Here is a 23443-nt window from a genome sequence, read left to right as displayed (position 1 = left end):
AATCGATCCACCGCGGCAGTCGAGTGGCGTCCTGCCTACACGGGCTGGAAGGCTTGGCCTAATGAAGCAATGCAGAAGTATGAGCAGCGCTGGCCGCTGGGTACGGCTGCGCGCACCTGTCACGGGCTGGCGCTCTGGCTAGGCAATAGCGCTGGTTTTGTAGCGAGGCCGAGGCGAAGGCCGCCGGATGGTGACGAGCAAGGCGATGACGAAGGAGGGCAAAAAACCTAGCGTCTGGGATAGGCAGCGGTTCGCAACACCACAGCCCTGTTGAATGGCTGGATCGATGAGCTGCGAATCACTGCGGCGCGCTACCGCCGCGCCGGGGGTCGCCGTAACAGCATGAAATCATAGTTGATCCTTACGCGGCTCGATTCGGCCGCGTTAACAATGGTTGTTCGGGTTTGTTTAAATCGCAGCGCAGATTGTCATCGCATGTGGAAGATCAACCCCATTGCGCCGCTCTTCTGCTGACGCCTCTCGCTTTCGCTGTCGCGTTGTTCGTGCTCGCCACGATCTCAGACCGGACGCATCCCCCTCAGCCTGATCCCAGGTTCACGTCGTCTATTCGATAGGGGAGGATGCACGCTGTCGCGCGTCTCGTGGCCATACTGTGATTCTTGTGTGAAAGATGACTGCGGTATGCGGATGTTCAGCCGTGGCCATTGCCAATTTTAGCGGACCGCGCACTAGTCGCCAGCATGGTGGCTGGACACGTTGAAATGGTCCTGTTTGAGCAATCGATCGCCGATAGCGATGGCTTACAGCGACCGTTTTCCGACAGGGTGGCCGATGCTGCGGATAAAACGGCGGGATCTGTCTTGTTCGACGTCCGCATCGATGGGGACGCCAACATTCAGCGGATGGCCGCAATAGGGTACGGTGAAGCGGATGCGGCGATAGTCGTGCTCGAGAAGGGTGGCCGCCTCAGATGCGCGTTAGTAAATGGTGACGCTTCTCATTTCGTCGCCGAACTGGCTGCTTGGGAATCTTCTCCGCTGAGGGAGCATGTGCGCGCTGAGTACCGCGGAACCGCAATGATCCTGCTGGCTAAGCTCCGCAGTTCCGGACACTTCAAATAATCAGCGATTCACCGAGCTGCCGCCCAAGGGGTTGCGTAGCCGTGACATCCATATCCAGACTTTATATCGGCAACGTCAAGGTCAGGACGCGATAAGGTGAAACGCCGAATTTCTTGCCCGGCTCAGGATCGCAAGCCGTCCCAGAGCATTACAGGTGGAAGGTCGTGACGACGCAACTGCTGGAACAGGGGAGACGATAATAGCAGACAACAAATTCGAAGCGAGGCGCCGCAGACCGTCGGCAGGTCTCCAGCGGTGAAGGCTACGAGGGCGATTATTTCGCGTGCAAGTACGTATCAGCCGAGAGCAGGCCGAGGACCTGATTACGCGAGTCGGCAACGATCGCGACATGCTTAATGGCGCGGCGGAGAAACCGAAAATAAGCTGGGTATTCGGAATGACGCATCGCACAGTTCTGTCTGAACAAGGTCAACTCAAGTGAGCAAGTCAGCTTTGCGTCGGCCCACAATCAAAGGATCTCTATCTCCCGGTGCGAAGCCGGCGTCCGACGGCGCAGCCAAACTCGCGCCGCCGGCATTCCGGCCGGTCCAGCTCGCAAAACTGGTGGACACGGTTCCTTCCGGCGACCGCTGGATCCACGAAATGAAATACGATGGTTACCGTATTCTTGTCGCTGTGGGCGACTGCGAGGCGCGCGCCTATACGCGCTCCGGTCTGGACTGGTCGGACCGCTTTCCCTCGATCCTGGCCGAGGCACGCAGGCTTAACGTTCGCTCCGCCCTCATCGACGGTGAGGCCGTCGTCATCGACACCGAGGGACGATCCAGTTTCCAGGCGCTGCAGAACGCGTTGAAGGCTTCTCCCGCGAGCATCGATTTTTATGCCTTCGACCTGCTCCAACTCGACGGGGAAGACCTAACGAGGCTGCCGCTTCTGGAGCGCAAGGAGAAACTGGAGACAATCCTCCCGACGAAGAGCCCCATCCTTCGCTACTCCGATCATATCCAGGGCCGGGGGGAAGAATTGCTGAACCGCTTCTGCGGCGCCGGCCTCGAGGGGGTCATCTCGAAGCTGGCGGATTCGGACTATGTTGGCGCCCGCGATGGAAGCTGGCTGAAGATCAAGTGCATCAAACGTCAGGAATTCGTGCTCGTCGGCTGGACCCCGTCAGACAAGGATCGCGCCTTTCGATCGCTGATCCTTGGGGTCCATGATGGCGGAAAGCTGCGCTATGCCGGCAAGGTCGGGACCGGTTTCGATGCTGCCGAGATGGCCCGTCTGATGAAGACCATGGCGCCACTCGAGCAGAAGGCCGCCACGGTCGAAGCGCCGCGGGCGGAGGTTCGCGGCGCGCACTGGCTGCGTCCCAGGCTTGTCGCCGAGATCGCCTTCACCGAGATGACCAATGAAGGAACACTGCGTCATCCAAGCTATGTGGGCCTGCGTGAGGACAAGAAACCGGAAGCGGTCGTGCTCGAGACGGAACACCGCACAGCGACACTGCCGCCGCCGACAACGACAACGACAACGATCGCGATTAGCAATCGCGGCCGCGTGATCTACCCTGAATCCAACATCACCAAGGGTCAGCTTGCCGATCATTACACCGACGCCGCGATCATGCTTCCCTGGGCCGGCAGCAGGCCGATCAGTCTTGTCCGCTGCCCGCAGGGCCGAGCAAAGAAATGTTTTTTTCAAAAGCATGACGCCGGCAGCTTCGGCGACAAGGTTCATCACGTCGGGATCACCGAAAAGGATGGTCACGATGAGCCCTATCTTTACGTCGACGACGCCGAGGGGCTTGTGACCTGTGTCCAGATGGGAACGATCGAGTTCCACGGATGGGGAGCGCGCATCGAAGACGTCGAGAAGGCCGACCGCCTTGTCTTTGACCTGGACCCGGACGAGGGATTGGATTTCGAGACGGTTCGCGCTGCCGCATTCCAGTTCCGCGACATGCTGAAATCCCTTGGGTTGACCACCTTCCCGATGCTGACGGGCGGCAAGGGCGTGCATGTAATCGCGCCGCTCACGCCGCGAGCTGAATGGCCTGAGGTGAAGGGCTTCGCCTCAGGCCTTGCACAGGCGGTCGCGCAGAGCGACCCTACCCACTTTACGGCCGTGTTGTCGAAGGCCAAACGCAAGGGACGTATCTTCGTCGACTATCTGCGCAACCAGCGCGGCGCAACGGCGATCATGCCTTATAGCGCTAGGTCGCGGCCAGGAGCCCCGGTCGCGGCACCGGTCACCTGGGCGGAGATGAAGACAATCGATGCGCCCTCCCATTTCCATGTCGGCGATGCGCCCGAGTTGAAGAAGCGCGCCGCATCGAAGGCCCTCGCGGGATGGGGCCGGGCCGATCAGTTCCTCCCGGATCTATAACGCCATGAAGATCGCGACGTACAACGTCAACGGCCGCCTGCCGGTGCTGATGCAGCGGCTGGAAATGGGCCAGGCTGATCCTGTAATTGTGGGTGCTGGGCGGCAAGAAGCAGGACTGGATGCCAGAGGCTGCGGAGACGCTGTTCCGGCGCTCAGTGGAATTGGGATGGGATGAAGCTAAGGGCGGCTTCTTCTACACGCTGGACTGGGCCGACAAGCCGGCATTCCGGTTCAAGCCCTGGTGGCCGATCGCCGAGGCCGCGGGCGCGGCCTCCTTCCTTGTCGAGCACCGCCCGAGGGCCTTCCATGAACAATGGTGCCGGCGCATCTGGAATACCATCGCCGAGACCTATATAGACCGCGAGCATGGCGGATGGTTCGAGGAGCTGGATGAGGGACTGCAGCCGGCGCATTCGCTGTTTGTCGGCAAGGCCGACTTGTACCACGCACTGCAGGCTTGCCTGATACCGCTCTATCCCGCGCAAGGGAGCCTAACAAACGTGATCCGCAAACGATACGACGCTCTCTCAACCAGGAATTCTTAGCGGTACCGCGACTCACCGAGGCGGCTATGACTCGAATCAGGACCATGCCGCCTTTACTCTGTACCGACTTACAACTCCTCTGGACGACCATGTTTATATTTTTGCAACAACTTTTACGTTGCTTGGCGCGGCCGGAAGGAGCTAATTACAGAACGAAGGCTTGGCCTTGCCTATCAATGCCATATGGGCGGTAGATCATTGTTCATGAAATCCAGCATCGACCACCTTCCTCCCCCGAAGCAGCGTGAGCTCAAAAAGGCAGTCGAGCTACTGCTTCGGGAGTTCGATGACGCTGTGAGAGGAGGAACCGCCAATTTCAAGAAGCGCGGGCGCATTCTGAAGATCATACTCTTTGGATCCTATGCCCGCGGCGGCTGGGTCGACGAGCCGCATACCAAGAAGGGCTACCGTTCCGATTACGATCTGCTGGTGGTGGTCAACAATCGAAAGCTGACCGACTTCGCCAGCTATTGGCAGCCTGCAGCCGACCGTTTGATGCGTGAGATCAATACGCCCGTCAGCTTCATCGTGCACTCGCGCCGGGAAGTGAACTCGGCGCTTAAGGAAGGCCAGTACTTCTTCGTCGACATTCGCCGCGAAGGAATCGTGCTCTACGAGCTTGACGACGAGCCGCTCACTAACCCAATCCCGGCAAAGCCGGCCGATGCCCTCCGGCTAGCAACTGAATACCTCAATGACAGATTGCCACACGCTCGGGTGTTCGCAAAAACCGCAGGATTTCTCCTTCGGGAATCCAATCTCAAAGAAGCGGCCTTTCTTCTTCATCAATCAATCGAACAGGCCTACGCAGCGTTGTTACTCGTATCAACGAACTACAGCCCTGCATCGCACAACATCAAGTTTCTTCGAAGCCTTGCCGAGGACCAGTCCCAGCAGCTAGCCGACGTATGGCCTCGTGACCAGCAGCGATTCGTCGCCTGGTTCAACATAATCAACGAGGCCTATGTGAAGGCACGCTATTCGAGGCACTTCGACATCACGCGAGAAGCTCTAGAGTGGCTCGCAGAGCGCGTCGATGATCTTATCGATCGGATTGAACCGATCTGCCGATCCCGCCTTGAAAAGTTGAGAAACGAAGCAGGCACCGCAGCTCAGGGTTGAGAGCAAGGCAGTCTCAATTCCAGACTGCCTTTTTATGCGACTTTTCGAGCACAGACCGGGAACATCTGAACGTTTCCATTCATCGCCAAGGCCAGTTTAGCGCTGGAAAAGCCAAAGTGTGGGAGTTCAGAAATGGCCGCAACGGGCCGATTCCGGTCAGGCAGGTTTCGGCGCAAGCGTGGCGGAAGCGGACGTTCGAGTCGACATGCGTTTCGTCTCTATCTGGTTCATGACTGACGTTTAGTGCTGTCAGCTTTTGACCGACGCCTCGAAATGATGCGGAAGGAGGTTTAGAACACACCCCAAAGTAGGGCAGCCCGATTGATCACCTGCCCAATAAGTTCTTCTCGACTGTCTTGAGGTGCCCGAGCATCGCCATCTTCGCGCCTTCCGGATCGCGGTGTAACAACGCTTCCAAAATGGCCTGATGTTCTCGGCAATACACCTGACGCCGTTCCTCCGAGAATGAGCGCCTCTTCATTTCGAACCAGGGTGACTGGTTACGAATGGCGCGCATGAGATTGTGAATCTCTTTGAGGAAATCATTACGGCAGCACGCAAACACCCGATGATGGAATTCGGCGTCCCAATGCTCGAAATCTGGCATGTCCTGGGCCTCGCGTGCTGTCTGATGGGCTTCGCGAACCGCGTTCAGTTCCGCAGCACTTGCGTTGGTCGCGGCAAAGGCTGCCGCTGCTGGTTCGAGCAACTGCCTGATCTCCATCATGTCAGCCGGGCTGATGCCTTCCATTCGTGCGACCATTGATGCGATTGACGTGGGGTTCGTCGCGGTCAGAAAGGTGCCCCGCCCGACATGCCGCACGACTGTTCCGTCGTCCTCCAAGAAGCCGACAGCACGGCGCACCGTGTTGCGCGCGACGCCGAATTCGGCGGCAAGGTCACGCTCGGGCGGCATGCGGCCGTCCTCAATCCACTCGCCGGAGGAAATCCGCTTCTTGAGCATTGTGGCGATATCGTTGGCGACGAGCTTCGGCATTCGATGATGGCTTTTACCTGATCCAATGTTGGACCAATGTTATCGATTGATTGCCATTCGGTCCAGTGCCCAGACACGGGATTGTTTTGTTGAGTGGTGAGCAGAAACCCTCTTGCAGCGTGAACCAATCGGCGGTAGCGTGTAACGAAAGAGCGGATATTGGTTCAGAAAAGGTTCAGGGAGGAATCGAATGCGGGTCGCGACATTTTCGATCGCCGGCGAACGTCGCGTAGGCCTTGTCGATCTTGATGCCCAGACCGTCGCACCATTCGATTTCGCCGTCGATCAGGCGAGGAACGGCATCCTGGCGCTAATCGAGCGAAACGACGCCGGTGTGCCGCGCACGCTTTCGGCCATTCCGCTGCCGCAGGTCGATATTGAAGCCCCCATCCCCTTGCCTTCGCGAAACATCTTCTGCGTTGGCAAGAACTATCATGAACATGCGCACGAGTTTGCCCGCAGTGGTTTCGATTCCAGCGCCGGCGCTGGAGCGATACCGAAACACCCGATCATCTTTTCCAAAGTGCCTGAATCGGTCGTGGCCAACCATGCCGATGTGTTGATCGACTCCTCGGTCTCGACGGCCATCGATTACGAGGCGGAGCTGGCCGTCATCATCGGCAAGGGCGGGCGCGGCATCTCCAGGGAAGATGCGCTCGACCATGTCTGGGGCTACACCATCGTCAACGACGTCACGGCGCGCGACCTGCAGGGCAAATACAGCCAGTGGCTGATCGGCAAATCGCAGGACACGTTCTGTCCGATGGGGCCTTGGGCTGTGACCCGAGACGAACTCGATCTGGCGACCACCGGCATCCGCTGTTTCGTCAATGAGGACCTGCGCCAGAATTCGCAGATATCGCTGCTCATCTTCGACATCCCGACCATCATCGCCACGCTGTCGCAAGGCATCACGCTGAAGCCAGGCGACATCATCGCCACAGGCACGCCGGTCGGCGTCGGCATCGGTTTTGATCCGCCGAAATACCTCAAGGCCGGTGACGTCGTGCGCATCGAGATCGATGGCATCGGTACGCTGGAAAACCGCTTTGTGGAGCATACTCGATGACCACGGTGACAGTTGGTCATATCGTCGCCGAGGTGGTCGGCGAAGGCCCTGCCGTGGTGATGATCCACGGCCTTGGCGGCACGTCGAACATGTTCCAGCCGCAGATGGCGGCGCTGTCGGGCTATCGCGTCATCCGGCTCGACCTGCCGGGTTCGGGCCGTTCGCCGCGGCCGATCGAACCGCTCACCGTTGAAGGGATGAGCGAGGCGGTCATCCGCGCCATGGCCGGCATGGGTGCCACCTCTGCGCATTTCGTCGGCCATTCCATGGGCACCATCGTTTGCCAGCATATCGCGGCGACGCAAACTTCGCTTGTCGCCTCTCTGGCGCTGTTTGGTGCATTGGCCGAGCCCGTCGAAGGGACACGGCAAGGCCTCGCCAAACGCGCGCAACTGGCACGCTCGGGCGGCATTGCCGATATCGCCGACCAGATCGTCGCCAACGCGATTTCGGCGCATACGAGGGAAACCTCGCCGGCCGCCGTCGCCTTTGTGCGGGAATCGATCACGCGCCAGGACCCGGAATCCTATGCCCGTACCTGCGAGGCGCTGGCCAAGGCGACCGCTGTCGACGCACGCCGCATAGCAGCGCCGACGCTGCTCGTCACCGGCGACGCAGACACCGTCAATCCGCCCGGTGTCGGACAGGCGCTTGCCGATAAGATCAAGGGCGCCGTATTCTCGTCACTGGATCGGTGCGGACACTGGGCGACGGTGGAAAACCCGCGCGAAAGCAGCCAGAAACTGGCCGATTTTTTAAGACGGGTTGATAGGTGAGAATTTCCGATCGAGCGTAGACTTATGCGCTCGGCAAGTTGGGAGGCTTGTGATGGCAGACGACAGCTGGAACGGCAACGGTTCGGGCAGCACGCTGTTCACCAACGTGCGCGTGCTCGACGCCACGGGTGAATATCCCTACACCGGCGAGGTGCTGGTGCAGGGCAACCGTATCAAGCAGATCACCAAGGGCTCGTCGCGCTACGGTTCGTCCTCGTCGTCCTCGTCCTACAATGGCGGTGCAACCGTGATCGACGGCATGGGCGCGACGCTGATGCCGGGAATGATCGACGCGCATCTGCATCTGTCGTGGAACAATGCGCCAGGCATCGACCCCATCCAGATGATGGAGGTCGAGGAGCATATGCTGGTCACGATGGAGATGGCCAAGCTGGTGCTCGATGCCGGCTTCACCGCTGGCCGGGGTGCCGCCGCCGCCAAGCCGCGCCTTGACGTGGTCGCCAAGAAATTCATCAACCAGGGCCGCTTCCCCGGACCGCGCTATCTCGCCGCCGGACCCGAGATAACCACGGTCGGCGGTCTCGGCGATTCCTCGCCCTCGCACATTCCGCATGAGGGTCTGAACCTCGGCCTGGTCGTCTCCGGCCCGGAGGAAATCCGCCGTACCGTGCGCCAGCTGATCAAATACGGCGTCGATTCCATCAAGCTGAACCTGTCGGGGGAAAGCATCACCGGCATGGGCGCCGAGGAGACGCCGATGTCGGAGGAAGAAGTCGCCATGGCCGCTTCCGAGGCGCGCTGCCGTAACAAGGTGCTGTCGGCGCATGCGCGCTCGTCCGGCTCGGTCAAGCAGTGTGTCCGCCACGGCATCCAGAACATCTACCATGCCTCCTTCGCCGATGAGGAAGCGCTCGACATGCTCGAGGCTGTCAAGGACAAGCACTTTGTCGCGCCCGGCATCGCCTGGCTGATCAACACCGCGCGCCATGCCGAGCAATGGGGCATCAAACCGGGCTCACCGCTGTCGCTCGAATATGAGCGCGAACTCGAGATGTGCGTCGACACGATGAAGAAGATGCACCGGCGCGGCATTCGTGTCTGCATTGGTGGCGACTACGGCTTTGCCTGGACGCCGCAAGGCACCAACGCCAAGGACATCCAGACCTTCGTCGAGATGCTCGGCTTCTCGCCGATGGAAGCGATCCAGGCCGGCACCAAATATGGCGGCCAGATAATGAACATGGGCGACGAGCTCGGCATGATCAAGGAAGGCTACCTCGCCGACGTGCTGCTGGTTGACGGCGATCCGATCTCCGACGTTCGCATCCTGCAGGACAGGAACCGCATCCTTGCCATCATGAAAGACGGCAAGTTTCACAAGGCGCCGCGTTTGAACGAGCAGCGCCGGCGGCTGACCGCATGAGTCTGCTCGACCGGCCATCCTCGCCGTCCCAGCTGTCCTCGCCGTCGATAGCGAATGGCGGGATGACGCATGGGCAGGTCTGGGGTGTGGTCGGCCTGCTTGCCGGCGCCGTGCTGGCATGGCTGGTCTTCGCCGTCTGGCCGGATTGGCTGAACGCCATCCTGATCTCGAAGAAGGCCTTCGTCAGCGCCATCCTCAATGGCATCACGCTGGCCGGCCTGTATTTCCTGGTCGCCAGCGGCTTCACGCTGATTTTTGGGCTGATGCGCAACGTCAATCTCGCGCATGGCTCGCTCTATCTGCTCGGCGCCTATATCGGCTACGAGGTCACCAGCCGAACCGGGTACTGGCTGCTTGGCGTCGCCGCTGGTTTCGCCGCCCTGGCGGTGGTTGGCCTCGTGATGCAGGTTTTTGTGTTTCGCCGCCTCGAGGGCGACGATCTCCGGCAGACTCTGGTCTCGATCGGCATCTCGATCGTTGCCGCCGACCTGATGCTGGCTGTGTGGGCCGGCGGCACCTATCAGATCACCACGCCGGAGTGGCTCGATGGCGCGCTGACATTGCCCGTGATCACCGCCGTGCGCTCGGATGGCGCCTCGGTGCTCCTCACCTATCCGCTCTACCGCGTCGTTGTCCTGGCGGCGGCGATCGTCATCGGCGTCGGGCTCTGGCTGATGCTGCACAAGACCCGCGTCGGCATGATGATCCGCGCCGGCGTCGACGACCGCGCCATGCTGCAGGCATCCGGCGTCAACGTGCATGCCGTGTTTGCCATCGTCTTTGCCGTTGGCGCGGGCCTCGCCGGCTTTGCCGGCGTCGTCGGCGGTTCGGCTCTGTCCGTCGCGCCGGGTGAAGATGTTCGTTATCTCCTGGCCTCGCTGGTCGTGGTCATCGTCGGCGGCATGGGCTCGATCACGGGTGCCGCCATCGGCGCGCTGCTGATCGGTCTCGCCGAACAGATCGGCCTTGTCTACTTCCCGACCTACGGCGTCGTGCTCACCTTCGTCATCATGGTGGTGACGCTGGCGATCCGGCCGCAAGGCATCATGGGGAAGGCCCGATGAGCCTGGCCATCGCTCCCGTTGGCGCGACCCCGCAACAGAACTGGCTGGAGAAGCTTGGCGCCAGCCACATCATCCTTGCCGTCGCACTGGTGCTCTATCCGCTGGTGGCCTCGGATTTCTTCCTGACGCAGATCGGCGGCTATTCCTTGATCTTCGGCATGATCGGCCTGTCGTTGATGCTGCTTGCCGGCTATGGCGGCATGGTCAGCCTGGCACAGATCACGGTTGCCGGCATATCGGCCTATGCCATCGCCATCCTGGGCAACAACAACTCCAACATTCTCGGCTTCGGCTGGCCGTGGTGGCTGGCCGTGCCGTTCGCGGTCGCGACGGCGGCCCTGGCATCGGCGCTGATCGGCTGGATCTCGGTGCGCACCGAGGGCATCTACACCATCATGATCACGCTGGCGATCGCCACCGCGACCTTCTATTTCGCGCAGCAGAACTACGCCATCTTCAACGGCCATTCCGGGTATGCCGGCATCCGCGCGCCGGCCTTCTGGAGCATCAACTGGCGCGACCCCAAGCCTTTCTACTATCTCTGCCTTGGCCTCGCGGTGCTGTCCTATGGAGCGGTGCTCTACGGCTCGCGCTCGACCTTCGGCATGACCTTGCAGGCGATCCGCGACAACCCCCGGCGCATGTGGGCGCTTGGTTACCACGTCACCGCGCACAAGGTCTTAGCTTGGCTGCTGGCCGGAATAATTGCCGGGCTGGCGGGTGTTCTGCTGGTCTGGTTCAACGGCCGCGTTTCGCCCGGCACCATCGGCGTCGATGCCGCGATCGACGTTTTGATCATCGCCGTCATTGGTGGCCTGCGTCATCCGATCGGGCCGTTTCTGGGCGCGGTCGTCGTCGTCCTGATGCAGACCTTCGCCCTCGACATCGTTGGCGCCGAGCGCTTCAACACGCTGATCGGCATGGTGTTCCTGGTGATCGTCTTTGTCTCACCAGATGGAATTCTTGGGTTGTGGGGGAGGATCAAGCCACATCTTGCCCAGGAGTCCTTGCGTCCCGGGCCATGAGTGCCGGGGCGGATGAACCACTGCAAACGAAATCAAAAGGGAGGAAAATCATGAGGATGCATAGACGTACGTTGCTGGCGCTCGCGGTGTTCACCGGGCTGACCGCCCCATCGATGGCGCTCGCCGCCGACGACAGCATCAAGATCGGCCTGCTTGCCACGTTCGAGGGGCCGTTCACGGTGCTCGGCGAGGATGGCGAACGCGGTGCGATGACCGCGGTCGAAGAGGTGAAGGGCATGGTCGCCGGCAAGAAGATCGAGATCGTCAAGGGCTCGTCCGACGCCTCGCCCGACAGCGCGGTGCGTGCCGCGCGCAAGCTGGTCGAACAGGATGGTGTCAAGGTCCTGATCGGCCCGCTTTCGGGTGACGAGGGCCTGGCCGTCAAGGACTACGCCAAGACCCAGCCCGGCGTGACCTTCCTGAACGGCGCTTCGGCCGCGCAGGACACCACCTTCCGCAATCCTGCGCCGAACTTCTTCCGCTTCGGAACCGACGGTGCGCAATGGATGGCCGGCCTTGGCACCTACGCTTTCAAAGAAAAGGGCTACAGGAACGTCGCCACCGTCGCCGAGGATTATTCCTTCCCCTACACGCAGGTGTTCGGCTTCATGGCCGAATTCTGCAAGGCCGGCGGCCATGTGCCGTCGAAGTCCTGGGTGCCGATCGGCAACAAGGACTTCTCCTCCGTCATCGCGGCCATTCCCGACAATGTCGATGCGATCTATGTCGCGCTTGGCGGCGCGGACGCGGTCAACTTCCTGACGCAGTACCAGCAGTCCGGCGGCGCGGCTCCGCTGATCGGCGGTTCGATCACCGTCGACCAGACGGTGCTGACCTCGAAGGGAAAGCTGAAGGATGTGCTGAAGGGCACGCCTTCGGCCGGCCCAACCGCCGACACCAACGACTCTCCCGCCTGGAAGACCTTTGTCGATGCCTATAAGAAGCAGCCGGGTGCGTTCCCGTCGCCTTCGCTGTTCGCGCACGCCTATTACATCAACATGAAGGCGGCACTGCTTGGGCTCGACAAGGTTGGCGGCGATGTGTCCGACGGCGGAACCAAGCTGCGCGACACGCTGTCGACGCTGTCCTTCGAAACGCCGACCGGCAAGGTGTCGCTCGACAAGAACCGCAACGCCATCGCCGACATCTTCCTGACCGAAGTGACGGAAGGCGCTGACGGCACGCTGCTCAACAAACTGATCAAGGTCGTGCCGCAGGTGAACCAGACGCTCGGCATTCCCGAGGACGAGTTCACCAAGCTTGGCGCGGTCAGCCGCGACAATCCAAGCTGTCCGTGATCGCGACTTTCGAGTAGCCGCCAGTGACCGAAAGCCTCGTTGCGAATCGTGTCCAGAGCTCCGGCGCCTATGCGCTGGAGCTCGATGGCGTGGCGCGGCATTTCGGGGCGCTGGTGGCGCTCTCGGGCATTAATATGAGGATCGCGGCCGGCGAACGGCGCGCGGTACTCGGTTCCAACGGCGCCGGCAAGACGACATTGTTCAACGCCGTCAGCGGCGACTTCATGCCGACGTCGGGGCGCATCCGTTTCTTCGGCGAGGACATCACGGATCTGCCGCCGCATGAGCGCATCCGGCGCGGCCTGCGGCGCACCTATCAGATATCGCAGCTGTTCAAGGGCCTGTCGGTCCTCGATTCGATTTTCCTCGCCTGCCGCGGCGTCTCGCGCCGGCGCTTTTCGCTGCTGCGCCCGGCCATATCTGACGTCAACATGGTGCAGACTGAATCGATCCTTAACGCCGTGCATCTGGAAGCCTATCGCGACACGCTGGTGGCGACGCTGAGCCATGGCCAGCAGCGCCAACTGGAGATCGCGCTGGCGCTCGCCGGTGCACCGCGCTTCATCCTGTTCGACGAGCCGGCGGCGGGTCTGTCGCCGACCGAACGCCGCGACCTCGTCGCCATCCTGAACGCGCTGCCTAAACACATCGGCTACATCATCATCGAGCACGATCTCGATGTGGCGCTGCGCGTCTCGGAATATGTTTCGATGATGCACAATGGCCGCCTGTTCAAGGAAGGCACGCCGCGAGAGATCGAAGCCGATCCGGAAGTCCAGGAGATCTATCTCGGAGGCAAGCATGGCTGAGCGCCAGGCCTCGTCCCCTAAAACCGTCAGGGCGATCCTCCGGATAGACGACCTGCAGGTCTTCTACGGCGAAAGCCATGCGCTGCAGGGCGTTTCGCTGACGCTGGAAGGCGGTGTGCTGTCGGTGGTCGGCCGCAATGGCATGGGCAAATCGACGCTCTGCAACACCATTGTCGGCCTGAGACGGGCGAAGTCCGGTTCGATCCGTGTCGATGGCCGTGAGATCACATCGCTCGAGCCGCACGAAATCCATCGTCTCGGCGTCGGCTATGTGCCGCAAGGGCGCCGGGTCTGGCCGAGCCTTACGGTCGACGAGCATCTGCGTCTCGCGGCCGGCAACAGCCGCGATGCCAGTTGGACGGTCGAGCGCGTCTACCAGACGTTTCCACGCCTGGCCGAACGCCGAGGCAATGGCGGCTCGCAATTGTCGGGCGGCGAACAGCAGATGCTGGCCATCTCGCGCGCCTTGCTCAGCAATCCCAAATTGCTGGTCATGGACGAGCCAACCGAAGGCCTGGCGCCTGTTGTCGTCGACCAGGTCGAACGGATGCTCGTCGAGCTCGCCGCCGAGGGCGAGATGGCAATCCTCGTCATCGAACAGAATATCGGCGTGGCCACAGCGGTGTCGAACCAGGTCGCTATCATGGTCAATGGCCGCGTCAACCGGTTGATGGAAGCAAAGGCGCTTTCCGCCGATCGCGAGCTGCAGCAGCGGCTGCTCGGCGTCGGCCGCCATGCCGAAGACGCACCCGTCACGCCGGTGGAGTCCGCGCAGGCCAAGGAACAACTGGCCGAAGTCTATCGCATCGACCGGACGGCCAACGGCTCGGCCGAGCCGGAGCCTCGCAATGGCGTCTATCGCCCGGTCACCGAATTGCCCAATCGCTGGAATGTGCCGGTCACTGAATTGCGGCAAGCGGCGGTCGAGAAGGCAGCACCGCAAGACGAGCTGAAGAAGGTCTTCTCCATCCCCTTCGCCGAGCGTTTTGGCAGGACCGTTCTGGTCGTCGGCACCTTCGACACCAAAGGCAAAGAATTGCGGTTTGTCGCCGACCGGCTGAAGTCGCTCGGCATCTCGGTTCGCACCGTCGATCTGTCGACGTCGGGCAAACCGACAAGCGCCGATGTGCCGGCGATGCAGGTGGCCGGCATGCACGCGCGGGGATCGTCGGCCGTCTTCACCAACGATCGCGGCGGCTCGGTCAGCGCCATGGCCGACGCCTTCGCGCGCTGGATCGAGCGCGAGCCTCGTATCGGCGGTGTCATCTCGGCAGGCGGTTCCGGCGGCACCACGCTGGCGACGGCGGGCATGCGCGTGCTGCCGGTCGGCATCCCCAAGCTGATGGTCTCGACGGTGGCTGCCGGTGACGTCGGCAAATATGTCGGCGGCGCCGACATCATGATGTTTCACTCGGTCGCCGATGTGCAAGGGTTGAATTCGATCACCGAGCAGGTGCTGTCCAATGCCGCGCACGCCATGGCCGGCATGGTCGCGCAACTGCCCAACGCCGAAGCGTGGGAAGCCAGGCGCAAGCTGGCACGCCCGGCCGTCGGCATCACCATGTTCGGCGTCACCACGCCTCTGGTGCAAGCGGTGACGAAACGACTTGAAGCGGATTATGACTGCCTCGTCTTTCACGCCACCGGCATAGGCGGGCGAGCTATGGAAAACCTTGGCGACTCGCGGCTGATTTCGGCCTTCCTCGACCTCACCACCACGGAGGTGGCCGACATGATTGTCGGTGGCGTCTTCCCTGCGACCCAGGATCGTTTCGGCGCGGCGATCCGCACCGGGCTACCCTATGTCGGCTCCACTGGCGCGCTCGACATGGTCAATTTCGGGCCGCGCGACAGCGCGCCCGAGAAATTCCGCAGCCGCAAATTCGTCATCCATAATCCCAATGTCACCTTGATGCGCACCACGCGCGACGAGAACCGGGCATTCGGCGAATGGATCGGCGCGCGGCTCAACGCCATGAACGGCCCGGTTCGCTTCCTGCTGCCTGAAGGCGGCGTTTCGATGCTCGATGCGCCAGGCCAGCCCTTTCACGACCCGGAAGCCGACAATGCTTTGTTCGAGGCGATCGAGAAGACGGTCCGCCAGACGCCACAACGTCATGTCGAGCGGGTACGGGCCAACATCAATGACACGCTTTTCGTCGATGCGGTGATCTCCGCGTTCCACGCGATCACGCCGAAGCTGCAGAGGCGGGCATGAGGAATTGGACTTCGCCACCCTGCGGGTGGATGTTTGAAATCGGTCGCCTCGCGCCGGCCGCATTGTCTTGGGGAGGATAGATCATGGACGCGCAGACCTTTGGCGCTTTCCTGTTGTGGCTGATCGTTGCCGCAGTCGTCGTGGTGATCGCGGTCTATATCTTGCGCTGGCTCTATCGCCGCTCGACCAAGGAGACGGCGTTCGTGCGCACCGGCTTCCTGGGCGAGAAGGTGGTGGTCAATGGCGGCGCCTTCGTCATTCCGGTGCTGCACGAGATCACCCCGGTCAACATGAACGTCCTGCGGATCGAGGTGCGCCGCGAAGATGGGCATGCGCTGATCACCAGGAACCGCATGCGCGTCGACCTGATCGCCGAGTTCTTCGTCCGTGTCGGCGCCAGCCGCGAGTTGGTTGCCGCCGCCGCGCAGACACTTGGCCGCCGCACGCTGCAGCCCGACAGCCTGCGTGAATTGCTGGAAGGCAAGTTCGCGGGTGCCTTGCGCACAGTCGCAGCCCAGATGACGCTGGAAGAAATGCATGAACTGCGCGGCGACTACGCCGCCAAGGTGCGAAGGCTGGCCGAGGAGTCGCTTGCCGCCAACGGCCTGGAACTCGAAAGCGTCGCCATCGTCGATCTAGACCAGACCAGCCTCGAATATTTCGACCCGTCCAACGCCTTCGACGCCGAAGGCCTGACCCAGCTGACGGAATCGATCGAGACCCGGCGCCGCATGCGCAACGAGATCGAGCAGCGCACGCTGGTCGATATCCGCAACCAGAACCTCGATACCCAACGCAAGGTGCTGGAGATCGACCGCGACAGCGAATATGCGCGCCTCGAACAGGAGCGCGAGGTCGAGATCCGCCGCGCCGCGCAACGTTCGGAATTGGCCATCGATCGGGCGCTACGCGACCAGGAATCTGAGCAGGCACAGCTTTCGTCGCGCGAGGCGGTCGAGAAATCGCGGCTCAACCAGGAGCGCAACATCACCGAGGAGCGCATCAAGAGCGAGGAAGACACGCAGCGCCGCGAGATCGCGCGCCGCCGTTCGCTCGACGAAACCGAGATGAAGATGCGCGAGCTGACCGAGCGCGAGCAGATCGCGCTCGAACTGTCGCTGGAGAAGGCCCGCATCGAGCGCGAGGGCACGCAGAGCCAGCTCGAGATCGAGCGCAAGAAATTGCTCGAAGTCGCCGAGCTGGAGCGCCAGATCGCCCTCGCCGAAAAGGCGCTGCAGGTGACCCGGGCCGAGGCGGAAAAGCGTCGTTCCGAGATCATCGAGAACCAGGCGACCGAGACGGCGCGCATCGCGCAGGACCGTGCCATCGACGAGGTCAGGATCGCAAGGGAGCGTCATCTCGAAGCACTGCAGATCGCGAAGCGCCAGGCCTTCGAGGAGGCCGAGATTTCGGCCGGCGAAGAGGTCGAACGCGCCCGCATCACCACCGAGCGCGGCATCGAGGAAGCGCGGCTGATTAAGGATCGCGACATCAGGCAGCTCGGCGTCGACCGTGACCAGAAGATCGAGATCGCCGAGATCCAGAAGGCGATCGACATCGCCAAGAAGACGCAGGAGCGTTCCTCCGCCATCGCCGCTTCCGAAGCCGTGCGCGCCAAGGCCGTCCAGGCCGAGGAGCAGGCCTTCACCGCCCGCGAACGCGAGATCGCCGAGCGTCGCAAGCTGACCGACCTGATCGGTGCGCAGCGCGAGGCCGAACGCGAGGCGCTGCGCATCACATCCGCAGCGGACGCCGAGATGAAGGCGGCGAAGAGTCTGGCCGAGGCGCAGAAGATCGCCGCCGTCGCTTCGGCCGAATCGGAGAAGATCCACGCCCTTGCCGCCGCCCAGCGCTACGAGGTCGATGCCGCTGGCCACCGCCAACTCAACGAGGCCGAGAACATCCTTTCCGAAGGCGCGAGGGCCGGGCGCCTGCGCGGCAAGCTGCTCGACCACATGGAAGGCATCATCCGCGAAAGCGTCAAGCCGATGGAGAAGATCGACGGCATCAAGATCCTGCATGTCGACGGCCTCAACGGTGGCACTGGCGGCAACCGCAACGTCACCGACGAGGTTATCGATTCCGCGCTGCGCTACCGCGTGCAGGCGCCGATCATCGACAATCTGATGAAGGAGATCGGCATCGAGGGCGGCTCGCTTGGCCGCATGACCGATGTGCTGCGCGACGCCAAGGATATTGCCAGCCTGACCCGCGACAAGAAGGGCAAGGGCAAACCCACCAAGGACGACGATGACGACCGCGATCACTGACGGGATTGCAGTGGCAAATATCGGCGGCTATTCGAAATGACCAAGGTCTATGTCTCCTCGGTCATTCCAGCGCCGGCGGCGGAAGTCTGGAAGCTTGTGCGCAACTTCAACGCATTGCCAAGCTGGGCGCCGTTCGTCGCCGAGAGCCGCATCGAGCAGAACGCGCAGGCAGACCAGATCGGCTGCATCCGGAGTTTCACGCTGAAGGACGGCGGGCGTGTCCGCGAAAGGCTACTGGCGCTGTCCGACTACGACCTATCCTGCAGCTACGCCATCCTCGAAAGCCCGATGGCGGTCGAGAACTATGTCGCCACCTTGTCGCTGACGCCGATCACCGACGGCAATTTGACGCTCGCCGAATGGCAGGCGGAGTTCGACTGCGCGCCGGATCGCGAGGCCGCCCTGATGCATCAGATCGGCCATGGCGTGTTCCAGACCGCCTTGGCCGCGCTGAAACATCGGTTCGGGCGCTGACGCCGGCCGATGGTCAAGGTCTGCCAGAGCACGATCATCGAGGCACCGGTCGACGAGGTCTGGGCGATCCTGCGCGACTTCAACGGCCATGGCCGCTGGCATCCGGCGATTGCCTTCAGCGAGATCGAGGGCGGCGAGCCGATCGACGCGGTAGGCTCAGTGCGCCACTTCAGGCTGAACGATGGCGGCGAATTGCGCGAGCAATTGCTGGCGCTGTCCGACAAGGACCGGCGGCTGAGCTATTGCCTGCTCGAAGCGCCGCTGCCGCTGATGGGCTATGTCGCCTCGATGCGGCTGAAGCCGGTGACCGACGGCAATGCCACTTTCTGGGAATGGCGCTCCGAGTTCACCCCGCCGGCGCATCGCCGCGACGAGCTGGTGAGGTTGGTCACCGAAGGCATCTATCAGGCCGGCTTCGCGGCCATGCGCAATCTTCTACGAGAGCGAAGCGTCGGCTCGCCGATCGATGTGAGGGCTTCCCGGGCGGTTGCCGCTCCTGCGCCATCGGCAGGTGTGCCGCCCGTCGTGCCAACGGTCATTGAGGGTCAGGCCGCAACAACCAGGGCGATCGTTGTCGAGCGCTATGGCGGCCCCGAAGAGCTGCGGCTCAGGGAAATCGGACTGCCGTGGCCGGCGCCGAACGAAGTGCAGATCCGCCATACGGTGATCGGTGTCAATTTCATCGACGTCTATTGCCGCACCGGCTATTTCGACCTTCTGCAGCCGCCTGGCGTTCCGGGCATGGAGGCGGCCGGCGTCATCGAGACGGTTGGGTCGGCGGTGTCGGGCTTCTCTGTCGGCGACCGTGTCGCCTATGCATGTCCACCGGTCGGCGCCTATTGCGAGCGGCGCAACATGGTGCCCGATCTTTTGGTCCAACTCTCCGATGATATCTCCGATGACATTGCCGCCGCCGGGCTGCTCAAAGGCATCACCGCGAGTTTTCTGCTGCACGACGTCCATGTTGTCCGTCCGGGCGAGATTGTGCTTGTCCATGCCGCCGCCGGCGGCGTCGGCCAATTGCTGGTGCAGTGGGCTCGCCATCTCGGTGCGACGGTAATTGCGACGGTGTCGAATAACGACAAGGCGCGGATCGTCGAACGGCTGGGGGCTCATCACGTCATCGTCTATTCGCGAGAGAATTTCGCCGAGGCGGTTATGCGATTGACTGGCGGCGCCGGGGTGGATGTCGCCTATGATGCTGTCGGAAACGACACCTTCGGCGGGTCGCTGGCAGCGCTCGGGGTACGAGGCCATCTCGTTAGTTTTGGCCAGGCTTCAGGCCCAGTCGGCAACTGGGACATTGGTCGGTTCTCCTCGAAGTCCGTCACGATCTCCCGGCCCAACTACGCTCACTATACGGACACACCGCAAAAGTTTGCTCCGCAATTGAACCGGTTCTTTGCCGCGCTCCGACTGGGCGTTGTCAAGGTCGAGCATCCACGGCCCTACGATCTTGCAGCAGCGTCTCAGGCCCATCGCGATCTGGAGTCTCGACGAACGACCGGCGCGCTGGTGCTAAAGGTTTGAGACAAGTTTTCACAATCGGAGTACGGGCGGCACCGCCCTTCGCGGTGCCGCCCGCGCAGCGGCGTCACACGAAGCTGGCGGTCGCTATTGCCGCCATTCATTTCAAGGCGTTGCGAATGGTTGCTGTCGGCGTAACCCCGACCAACCGCTGGCGCTCGCAGGGTCCGCTTTGGAGAACGCTTAGACGGGCTTCGACCACCGATATGAGGCGCAAAGCCGTCACTTCAGGGCATACCCCTAGGTGACGTCACTGGCACTCCCCTTCTCGGCGTAACATTTGGGCCAAGGTCAGCCATTTGTTACAGTGTTATCTCGGGCCTAAAACCTGATGTGACGCCCGGGGCCGATGATAGGTTACGCAGCTGCAAGGTCCATTGCCAGTAATGTCCAGATTGGACCGAAAACAGTCCGGCAACTTCGAGGCACGGATCATCAGAGCCCGCCATTGACGTGATGGCCAGCTTACGGCAGTCCGGTAATGATGTCGTCGACCATGCGGTCAGCGAAGTAATCCTGATCTGAGTCACCCATCAGGTCCGCGAATGGCAGGACCGCGACGGACGGTTTGTCGGGCAAAGTCACCAATGTTTATACTCGGCAGGACCGCCTGCACTGCCTAAATTGCCGGATGGATGTTGCCCCGCATGATATCGTGCACGTCTGCGAGATCGGCAAGGGCTTCCGCCGCGGCCTTGCTGTCAATGAGATCGATCGGGGAGCATCGTGGAATCCTATGCTATGGCGTCCGTTTCACCGGCAGGACCACAGGGAGTGGTCGTTCGAGTCCACGTGAACATCCCTCCAGTAAACAGCGCCAATTATTTCCGGACGTAGTCATCGTGGATTGGCTCGGACGCGTGCCGACCGGAGAGCCGTTGTTCTGTGCACGTGTGTGGCAAGAAAGTCCGAAACCAGCCCTCCTTACGAGCTGTCAGCCGTGCATGAACATTCGGCTGCTTTCGGGATCAGCACCGTCGACGCTGAATTACCAAGATGAGGCGCAAAACTGTCATTCGTATTGTGCTCTCACATGTGGTGCGCGATCAGCTTGACATCGACTATTTGCGGCAAGGTAGCATCAAGCCTTAGCACCTTGAGGTGACACCAAATGGCTCGCATTGGTTACGCACGCGTCAGCACAATCGATCAAGACCTCGATACGCAACTTATTAAGCTGAAAGCCGAAGGATGCGAGGTCATTCGCTCGGAGAAGGTTTCGGGCGGCAGTCGTGACGGTCGCGCCGAACTGGCAACGGTGTTGGATTTTCTTCGTCCTGGGGATGAGCTGGTGGTTACGCGCCTTGACCGGCTTGGCCGCGATACCCGCGACGTGCTTAACCTCATTCATGAATGCGAGCTGAAAGGCGCATTCGTTACCGTGCTCGATCCGCACGTCTCGACCCGTGGCGAGATGGGGCACGTCGTGCTGACCGTGCTTGGCATGGTCGCGCAAATGGAACGGCGCTTCATCAAAGAGCGACAGCGCGACGGCATCGAGCAAGCTAAGCGAGCGGGCGTATATCGTGGAGGGAAACGCCGATTGGATCGCGACACTGTTCTGAGGCTGAAACAGGAAGGCAACGGACCGGCAGCGATTGCCACTGCACTTGGCTGCTCCAGAATGCAGGTCTATAGGATTTTATTAGGCAATGTGAGGTGGGCTTGCCGGGCGTGGTTCTTTTGACGACCTTCATGTCGACTCCCGCCTCGGACTCCACGCGCTCACTTCAGCGTCACCGCCGTGACGTGCGGGCGGGTCGCGCATACTTCCAAGATCTGCGCGTTGAACGGCGCAGATGCTCCTTCGCGCCAGGGAATGCATGTCGACGCGATACCTCCGAGGTGAGCTGCGTTGAAGGGGCAGCTCCCGACACTTCTGCCGGAGCGCCTGGAGGGTGTGCGCGCCAACTCCGGGCCGAACGCTGATAGCTGGCAGCACGTCATGCAGGAACCTCCTGGCACGCATCGAGTTTGAATGACGTAGTCAAACGGAGCAACTGATGAACGTCGCCAACCTGCAACTCGAGGGGCTGCTGATGGCAATAGCGGCCATTAACAACGCGCTCGTCCACAATGGGGTGTTGTCGATAGATGCCATTGACGATGCACTGCGCAAGGCTGAAGCTTCAGTTACAGGCGAAGAGCGGGTATACGAGGACATGTCGCCGGCCAACAGGGATGCGATCCGCTTCCCGTTGAGGCTGCTGCAGCTCGCCAATCTCTCGCAGGACGAGACCGGGGTTCCGCCCTTCTCAGAGTTGGCGCGGCAGGTCGGGCAGACCAAGGAACCGTACAACGACCAGAGGTAGTTTGTAGAGCCGGCGAACCAAAGCATTGCGCCGCAACAGTGCTTTGTGGGCTGTGTGGTGTCTGTGTAGTTACGTGGGGGCAACCACGTCTTAGGCAGCCACCTTAACGGGCCGCGACGGTTGTGAAGGCTTGCCACAGGTAACGGCCTAGGCCCGCCAGGTAGGTTGCAGAGGTACCCGGCGGGCATCTTTGCAACGCTCCGAGAAAGAACCGCTCATCCCCTGAACCTTTCGGTGTACCAGGTGATCTTGCCGTCCACCTTCATCGGCTTGTGGATCATCAGACGCTTCGGAAGGTGCTCCGGATGGACTTCAAGGAGCGTGATCTTGATCGATGGCTTGCACCGGTTGCAGTCGAATTTCAGCTTCAAAGGATCAACCCCGCCGCCATAGACCATCATGAGATCGGCCGATCTGCAGTAACGGACATTGCCGCAACTGCATTCCACCTTCACAAGCATATTGTGCCGGGTCGCCTTCCCCAGCGTGTCGATCGGATCATGCGCCATGAGAACAGAAAAGGAACAAATTCCTTGCCCGTCAAGCGGTCTTATGGAATCTTTCCGCAGATGAGCGACGAACCGACCAGGCTTCCCGACGGCATAACGCCCGTGCCGCGCGAGCGTGCCAGAGTGCTAAGGCACATGTGCGAGCGCACAGGTTGCGCGAAGCGCGGAGGGTTCGGCTTTGCTCGGCCTCGCCAGGATCCGCATTGGTTCTGTTTCGAGCACCGAGATGATGGGGAGGCTATCTCTGAAGGAGGAAACCATGGCAGATAGACCACCATATATGCCCACAGGAATTGGCATCGGCATGCTGAGGGACGACGAAACGAAGATCGGCGTCCTGATTTTCGAGACGGCGGAAGGCAATTTCGACTTCGCAGTCAACTTGCAGGCGGTCGACGTCATTCGGAAGGCGCTCAGCAAAATCGAGACGCACCTCACGAACGGCAAAATCTCGGACGTGGATTAGCCGGTGAAACTATTTTATGCCCCTGACGTTCTTGCCGTCTCAGGTAGGTGGGCAGGTGGTACTTGGCAGGATTTAGGAAGTTCGGGTGTCGGCAATGTCTCGGCGCCGGCAAGGTTTTTCAAGCGCAAAGTGGCTGAGCTCAAACGGCACGTG

At 61.4% G+C, this 23443-nt stretch carries 19 protein-coding genes and 1 pseudogene; 18 read left to right on the top strand and 2 right to left on the bottom strand.

Annotation, left to right across the window (positions count from 1 at the left end):
- Positions 1 to 722: 722 nt before the first annotated feature.
- From FJ950_RS27995 to FJ950_RS27975, 4 genes and pseudogenes are all read left to right on the top strand, one after another.
- Positions 723 to 1082 carry a hypothetical protein gene (locus FJ950_RS27995; RefSeq protein ID WP_246677795.1) on the top strand — a complete coding sequence of 120 codons (360 nt, stop codon included), beginning with the start codon at positions 723 to 725 and terminating at the stop codon, positions 1080 to 1082.
- 438 nt (positions 1083 to 1520) lie between these two features.
- A complete protein-coding gene (ligD, locus tag FJ950_RS27985; RefSeq protein WP_281408405.1) occupies positions 1521 to 3425 on the top strand; it encodes a DNA ligase D in 1905 nt (634 codons plus the stop codon).
- Positions 3426 to 3484: 59 nt separating this feature from the next.
- A pseudogene (locus FJ950_RS27980) lies at positions 3485 to 3970 on the top strand (AGE family epimerase/isomerase); the annotation flags it as partial.
- Positions 3971 to 4174: 204 nt separating this feature from the next.
- The gene (locus FJ950_RS27975; protein WP_140620282.1) at positions 4175 to 5092 is read left to right on the top strand and encodes a nucleotidyltransferase and HEPN domain-containing protein; all 918 of its coding nucleotides are present in this window, start codon (positions 4175 to 4177) and stop codon (positions 5090 to 5092) included.
- 325 nt (positions 5093 to 5417) lie between these two features.
- On the opposite strand, the gene FJ950_RS27970 is transcribed toward FJ950_RS27975, so the two are convergent.
- Complete coding sequence (locus tag FJ950_RS27970; protein ID WP_140620280.1) at positions 5418 to 6089, bottom strand: FCD domain-containing protein; 672 nt, start codon at positions 6087 to 6089, stop codon at positions 5418 to 5420.
- Between the two features lie 190 nt (positions 6090 to 6279).
- Here FJ950_RS27970 and FJ950_RS27965 point away from each other — a divergent pair, with 190 nt between their 5' ends.
- The 13 genes from FJ950_RS27965 (at position 6280) to FJ950_RS27905 (ending at position 22315) form a co-directional block, all read left to right on the top strand.
- On the top strand, positions 6280 to 7158 hold the full coding sequence (locus FJ950_RS27965) for a fumarylacetoacetate hydrolase family protein (RefSeq protein WP_140620278.1): 879 nt from the start codon (positions 6280 to 6282) through the stop codon (positions 7156 to 7158).
- Positions 7155 to 7934, top strand: coding sequence for an alpha/beta fold hydrolase (locus FJ950_RS27960; protein WP_140620276.1), 780 nt, complete (start codon positions 7155 to 7157; stop codon positions 7932 to 7934). Before FJ950_RS27965 ends, FJ950_RS27960 begins: the two co-directional genes overlap by 4 nt.
- Before the next feature lie 52 nt (positions 7935 to 7986).
- Positions 7987 to 9318 carry an amidohydrolase family protein gene (locus FJ950_RS27955; RefSeq protein WP_140620275.1) on the top strand — a complete coding sequence of 444 codons (1332 nt, stop codon included), beginning with the start codon at positions 7987 to 7989 and terminating at the stop codon, positions 9316 to 9318.
- A 62-nt stretch (positions 9319 to 9380) separates the two neighbouring features.
- Entirely contained in the window at positions 9381 to 10382 is a 1002-nt protein-coding gene (locus FJ950_RS27950) for a branched-chain amino acid ABC transporter permease (RefSeq protein ID WP_181166481.1), read from the top strand.
- Positions 10379 to 11407 carry a branched-chain amino acid ABC transporter permease gene (locus FJ950_RS27945; RefSeq protein WP_140620271.1) on the top strand — a complete coding sequence of 343 codons (1029 nt, stop codon included), beginning with the start codon at positions 10379 to 10381 and terminating at the stop codon, positions 11405 to 11407. The genes FJ950_RS27950 and FJ950_RS27945 overlap by 4 nt, the downstream gene beginning before the upstream one ends.
- A gap of 50 nt (positions 11408 to 11457) precedes the next feature.
- On the top strand, positions 11458 to 12705 hold the full coding sequence (locus FJ950_RS27940) for an ABC transporter substrate-binding protein (RefSeq protein WP_140620269.1): 1248 nt from the start codon (positions 11458 to 11460) through the stop codon (positions 12703 to 12705).
- 23 nt (positions 12706 to 12728) lie between these two features.
- A complete protein-coding gene (locus FJ950_RS27935) occupies positions 12729 to 13514 on the top strand; it encodes an ABC transporter ATP-binding protein (RefSeq protein ID WP_140620268.1) in 786 nt (261 codons plus the stop codon).
- Positions 13507 to 15732 (top strand): ABC transporter permease, encoded by a 2226-nt coding sequence (locus FJ950_RS27930; RefSeq protein WP_140620266.1) that lies wholly within the window; start codon positions 13507 to 13509, stop codon positions 15730 to 15732. Before FJ950_RS27935 ends, FJ950_RS27930 begins: the two co-directional genes overlap by 8 nt.
- 83 nt (positions 15733 to 15815) lie before the next feature.
- The gene (locus FJ950_RS27925) at positions 15816 to 18002 is read left to right on the top strand and encodes a flotillin family protein (protein ID WP_140620265.1); all 2187 of its coding nucleotides are present in this window, start codon (positions 15816 to 15818) and stop codon (positions 18000 to 18002) included.
- A gap of 36 nt (positions 18003 to 18038) precedes the next feature.
- A complete protein-coding gene (locus tag FJ950_RS27920) occupies positions 18039 to 18476 on the top strand; it encodes an SRPBCC family protein (RefSeq protein ID WP_140620263.1) in 438 nt (145 codons plus the stop codon).
- Between the two features lie 9 nt (positions 18477 to 18485).
- Positions 18486 to 20006, top strand: a complete 1521-nt coding sequence (locus FJ950_RS27915) for a zinc-binding dehydrogenase (RefSeq protein ID WP_181166478.1) — start codon at positions 18486 to 18488, stop codon at positions 20004 to 20006.
- A gap of 1108 nt (positions 20007 to 21114) precedes the next feature.
- Positions 21115 to 21690 carry a recombinase family protein gene (locus tag FJ950_RS27910; RefSeq protein ID WP_140620261.1) on the top strand — a complete coding sequence of 192 codons (576 nt, stop codon included), beginning with the start codon at positions 21115 to 21117 and terminating at the stop codon, positions 21688 to 21690.
- 316 nt (positions 21691 to 22006) lie between these two features.
- Positions 22007 to 22315, top strand: a complete 309-nt coding sequence (locus FJ950_RS27905) for a hypothetical protein (RefSeq protein WP_140620259.1) — start codon at positions 22007 to 22009, stop codon at positions 22313 to 22315.
- A 215-nt stretch (positions 22316 to 22530) separates the two neighbouring features.
- On the opposite strand, the gene FJ950_RS29980 is transcribed toward FJ950_RS27905, so the two are convergent.
- Complete coding sequence (locus FJ950_RS29980) at positions 22531 to 22716, bottom strand: hypothetical protein (RefSeq protein WP_246677804.1); 186 nt, start codon at positions 22714 to 22716, stop codon at positions 22531 to 22533.
- 286 nt (positions 22717 to 23002) lie between these two features.
- On the opposite strand from FJ950_RS29980, the gene FJ950_RS27890 reads away from it, so the two are divergent.
- Positions 23003 to 23290 carry a hypothetical protein gene (locus FJ950_RS27890; RefSeq protein WP_246677803.1) on the top strand — a complete coding sequence of 96 codons (288 nt, stop codon included), beginning with the start codon at positions 23003 to 23005 and terminating at the stop codon, positions 23288 to 23290.
- Positions 23291 to 23443: the final 153 nt, after the last annotated feature.

Source organism: Mesorhizobium sp. B2-3-14 (assembly GCF_006442175.1).
Classification (GTDB): Bacteria; Pseudomonadota; Alphaproteobacteria; order Rhizobiales; family Rhizobiaceae; genus Mesorhizobium; species Mesorhizobium australicum.
This window is presented reverse-complemented; position numbering and strand designations above follow the sequence as displayed.

What these genes read in the sequence shown, in the direction of transcription:
- FJ950_RS29980 (WP_246677804.1), bottom strand. Translation starts at nt 22,716, where the DNA reads ATGATGGTCTATGGCGGCGGGGTTGATCCTTTGAAGCTGAAATTCGAC.
- FJ950_RS27970 (WP_140620280.1), bottom strand. Translation starts at nt 6,089, where the DNA reads ATGCCGAAGCTCGTCGCCAACGATATCGCCACAATGCTCAAGAAGCGG.
- FJ950_RS27975 (WP_140620282.1), top strand. Translation starts at nt 4,175, where the DNA reads ATGAAATCCAGCATCGACCACCTTCCTCCCCCGAAGCAGCGTGAGCTC.
- FJ950_RS27925 (WP_140620265.1), top strand. Translation starts at nt 15,816, where the DNA reads ATGGACGCGCAGACCTTTGGCGCTTTCCTGTTGTGGCTGATCGTTGCC.
- FJ950_RS27945 (WP_140620271.1), top strand. Translation starts at nt 10,379, where the DNA reads ATGAGCCTGGCCATCGCTCCCGTTGGCGCGACCCCGCAACAGAACTGG.
- FJ950_RS27940 (WP_140620269.1), top strand. Translation starts at nt 11,458, where the DNA reads ATGAGGATGCATAGACGTACGTTGCTGGCGCTCGCGGTGTTCACCGGG.
- FJ950_RS27960 (WP_140620276.1), top strand. Translation starts at nt 7,155, where the DNA reads ATGACCACGGTGACAGTTGGTCATATCGTCGCCGAGGTGGTCGGCGAA.
- FJ950_RS27915 (WP_181166478.1), top strand. Translation starts at nt 18,486, where the DNA reads ATGGTCAAGGTCTGCCAGAGCACGATCATCGAGGCACCGGTCGACGAG.
- FJ950_RS27950 (WP_181166481.1), top strand. Translation starts at nt 9,381, where the DNA reads ATGACGCATGGGCAGGTCTGGGGTGTGGTCGGCCTGCTTGCCGGCGCC.
- FJ950_RS27920 (WP_140620263.1), top strand. Translation starts at nt 18,039, where the DNA reads ATGACCAAGGTCTATGTCTCCTCGGTCATTCCAGCGCCGGCGGCGGAA.
- FJ950_RS27955 (WP_140620275.1), top strand. Translation starts at nt 7,987, where the DNA reads ATGGCAGACGACAGCTGGAACGGCAACGGTTCGGGCAGCACGCTGTTC.
- FJ950_RS27910 (WP_140620261.1), top strand. Translation starts at nt 21,115, where the DNA reads ATGGCTCGCATTGGTTACGCACGCGTCAGCACAATCGATCAAGACCTC.
- FJ950_RS27995 (WP_246677795.1), top strand. Translation starts at nt 723, where the DNA reads ATGGTCCTGTTTGAGCAATCGATCGCCGATAGCGATGGCTTACAGCGA.
- FJ950_RS27905 (WP_140620259.1), top strand. Translation starts at nt 22,007, where the DNA reads ATGAACGTCGCCAACCTGCAACTCGAGGGGCTGCTGATGGCAATAGCG.
- FJ950_RS27930 (WP_140620266.1), top strand. Translation starts at nt 13,507, where the DNA reads ATGGCTGAGCGCCAGGCCTCGTCCCCTAAAACCGTCAGGGCGATCCTC.
- FJ950_RS27965 (WP_140620278.1), top strand. Translation starts at nt 6,280, where the DNA reads ATGCGGGTCGCGACATTTTCGATCGCCGGCGAACGTCGCGTAGGCCTT.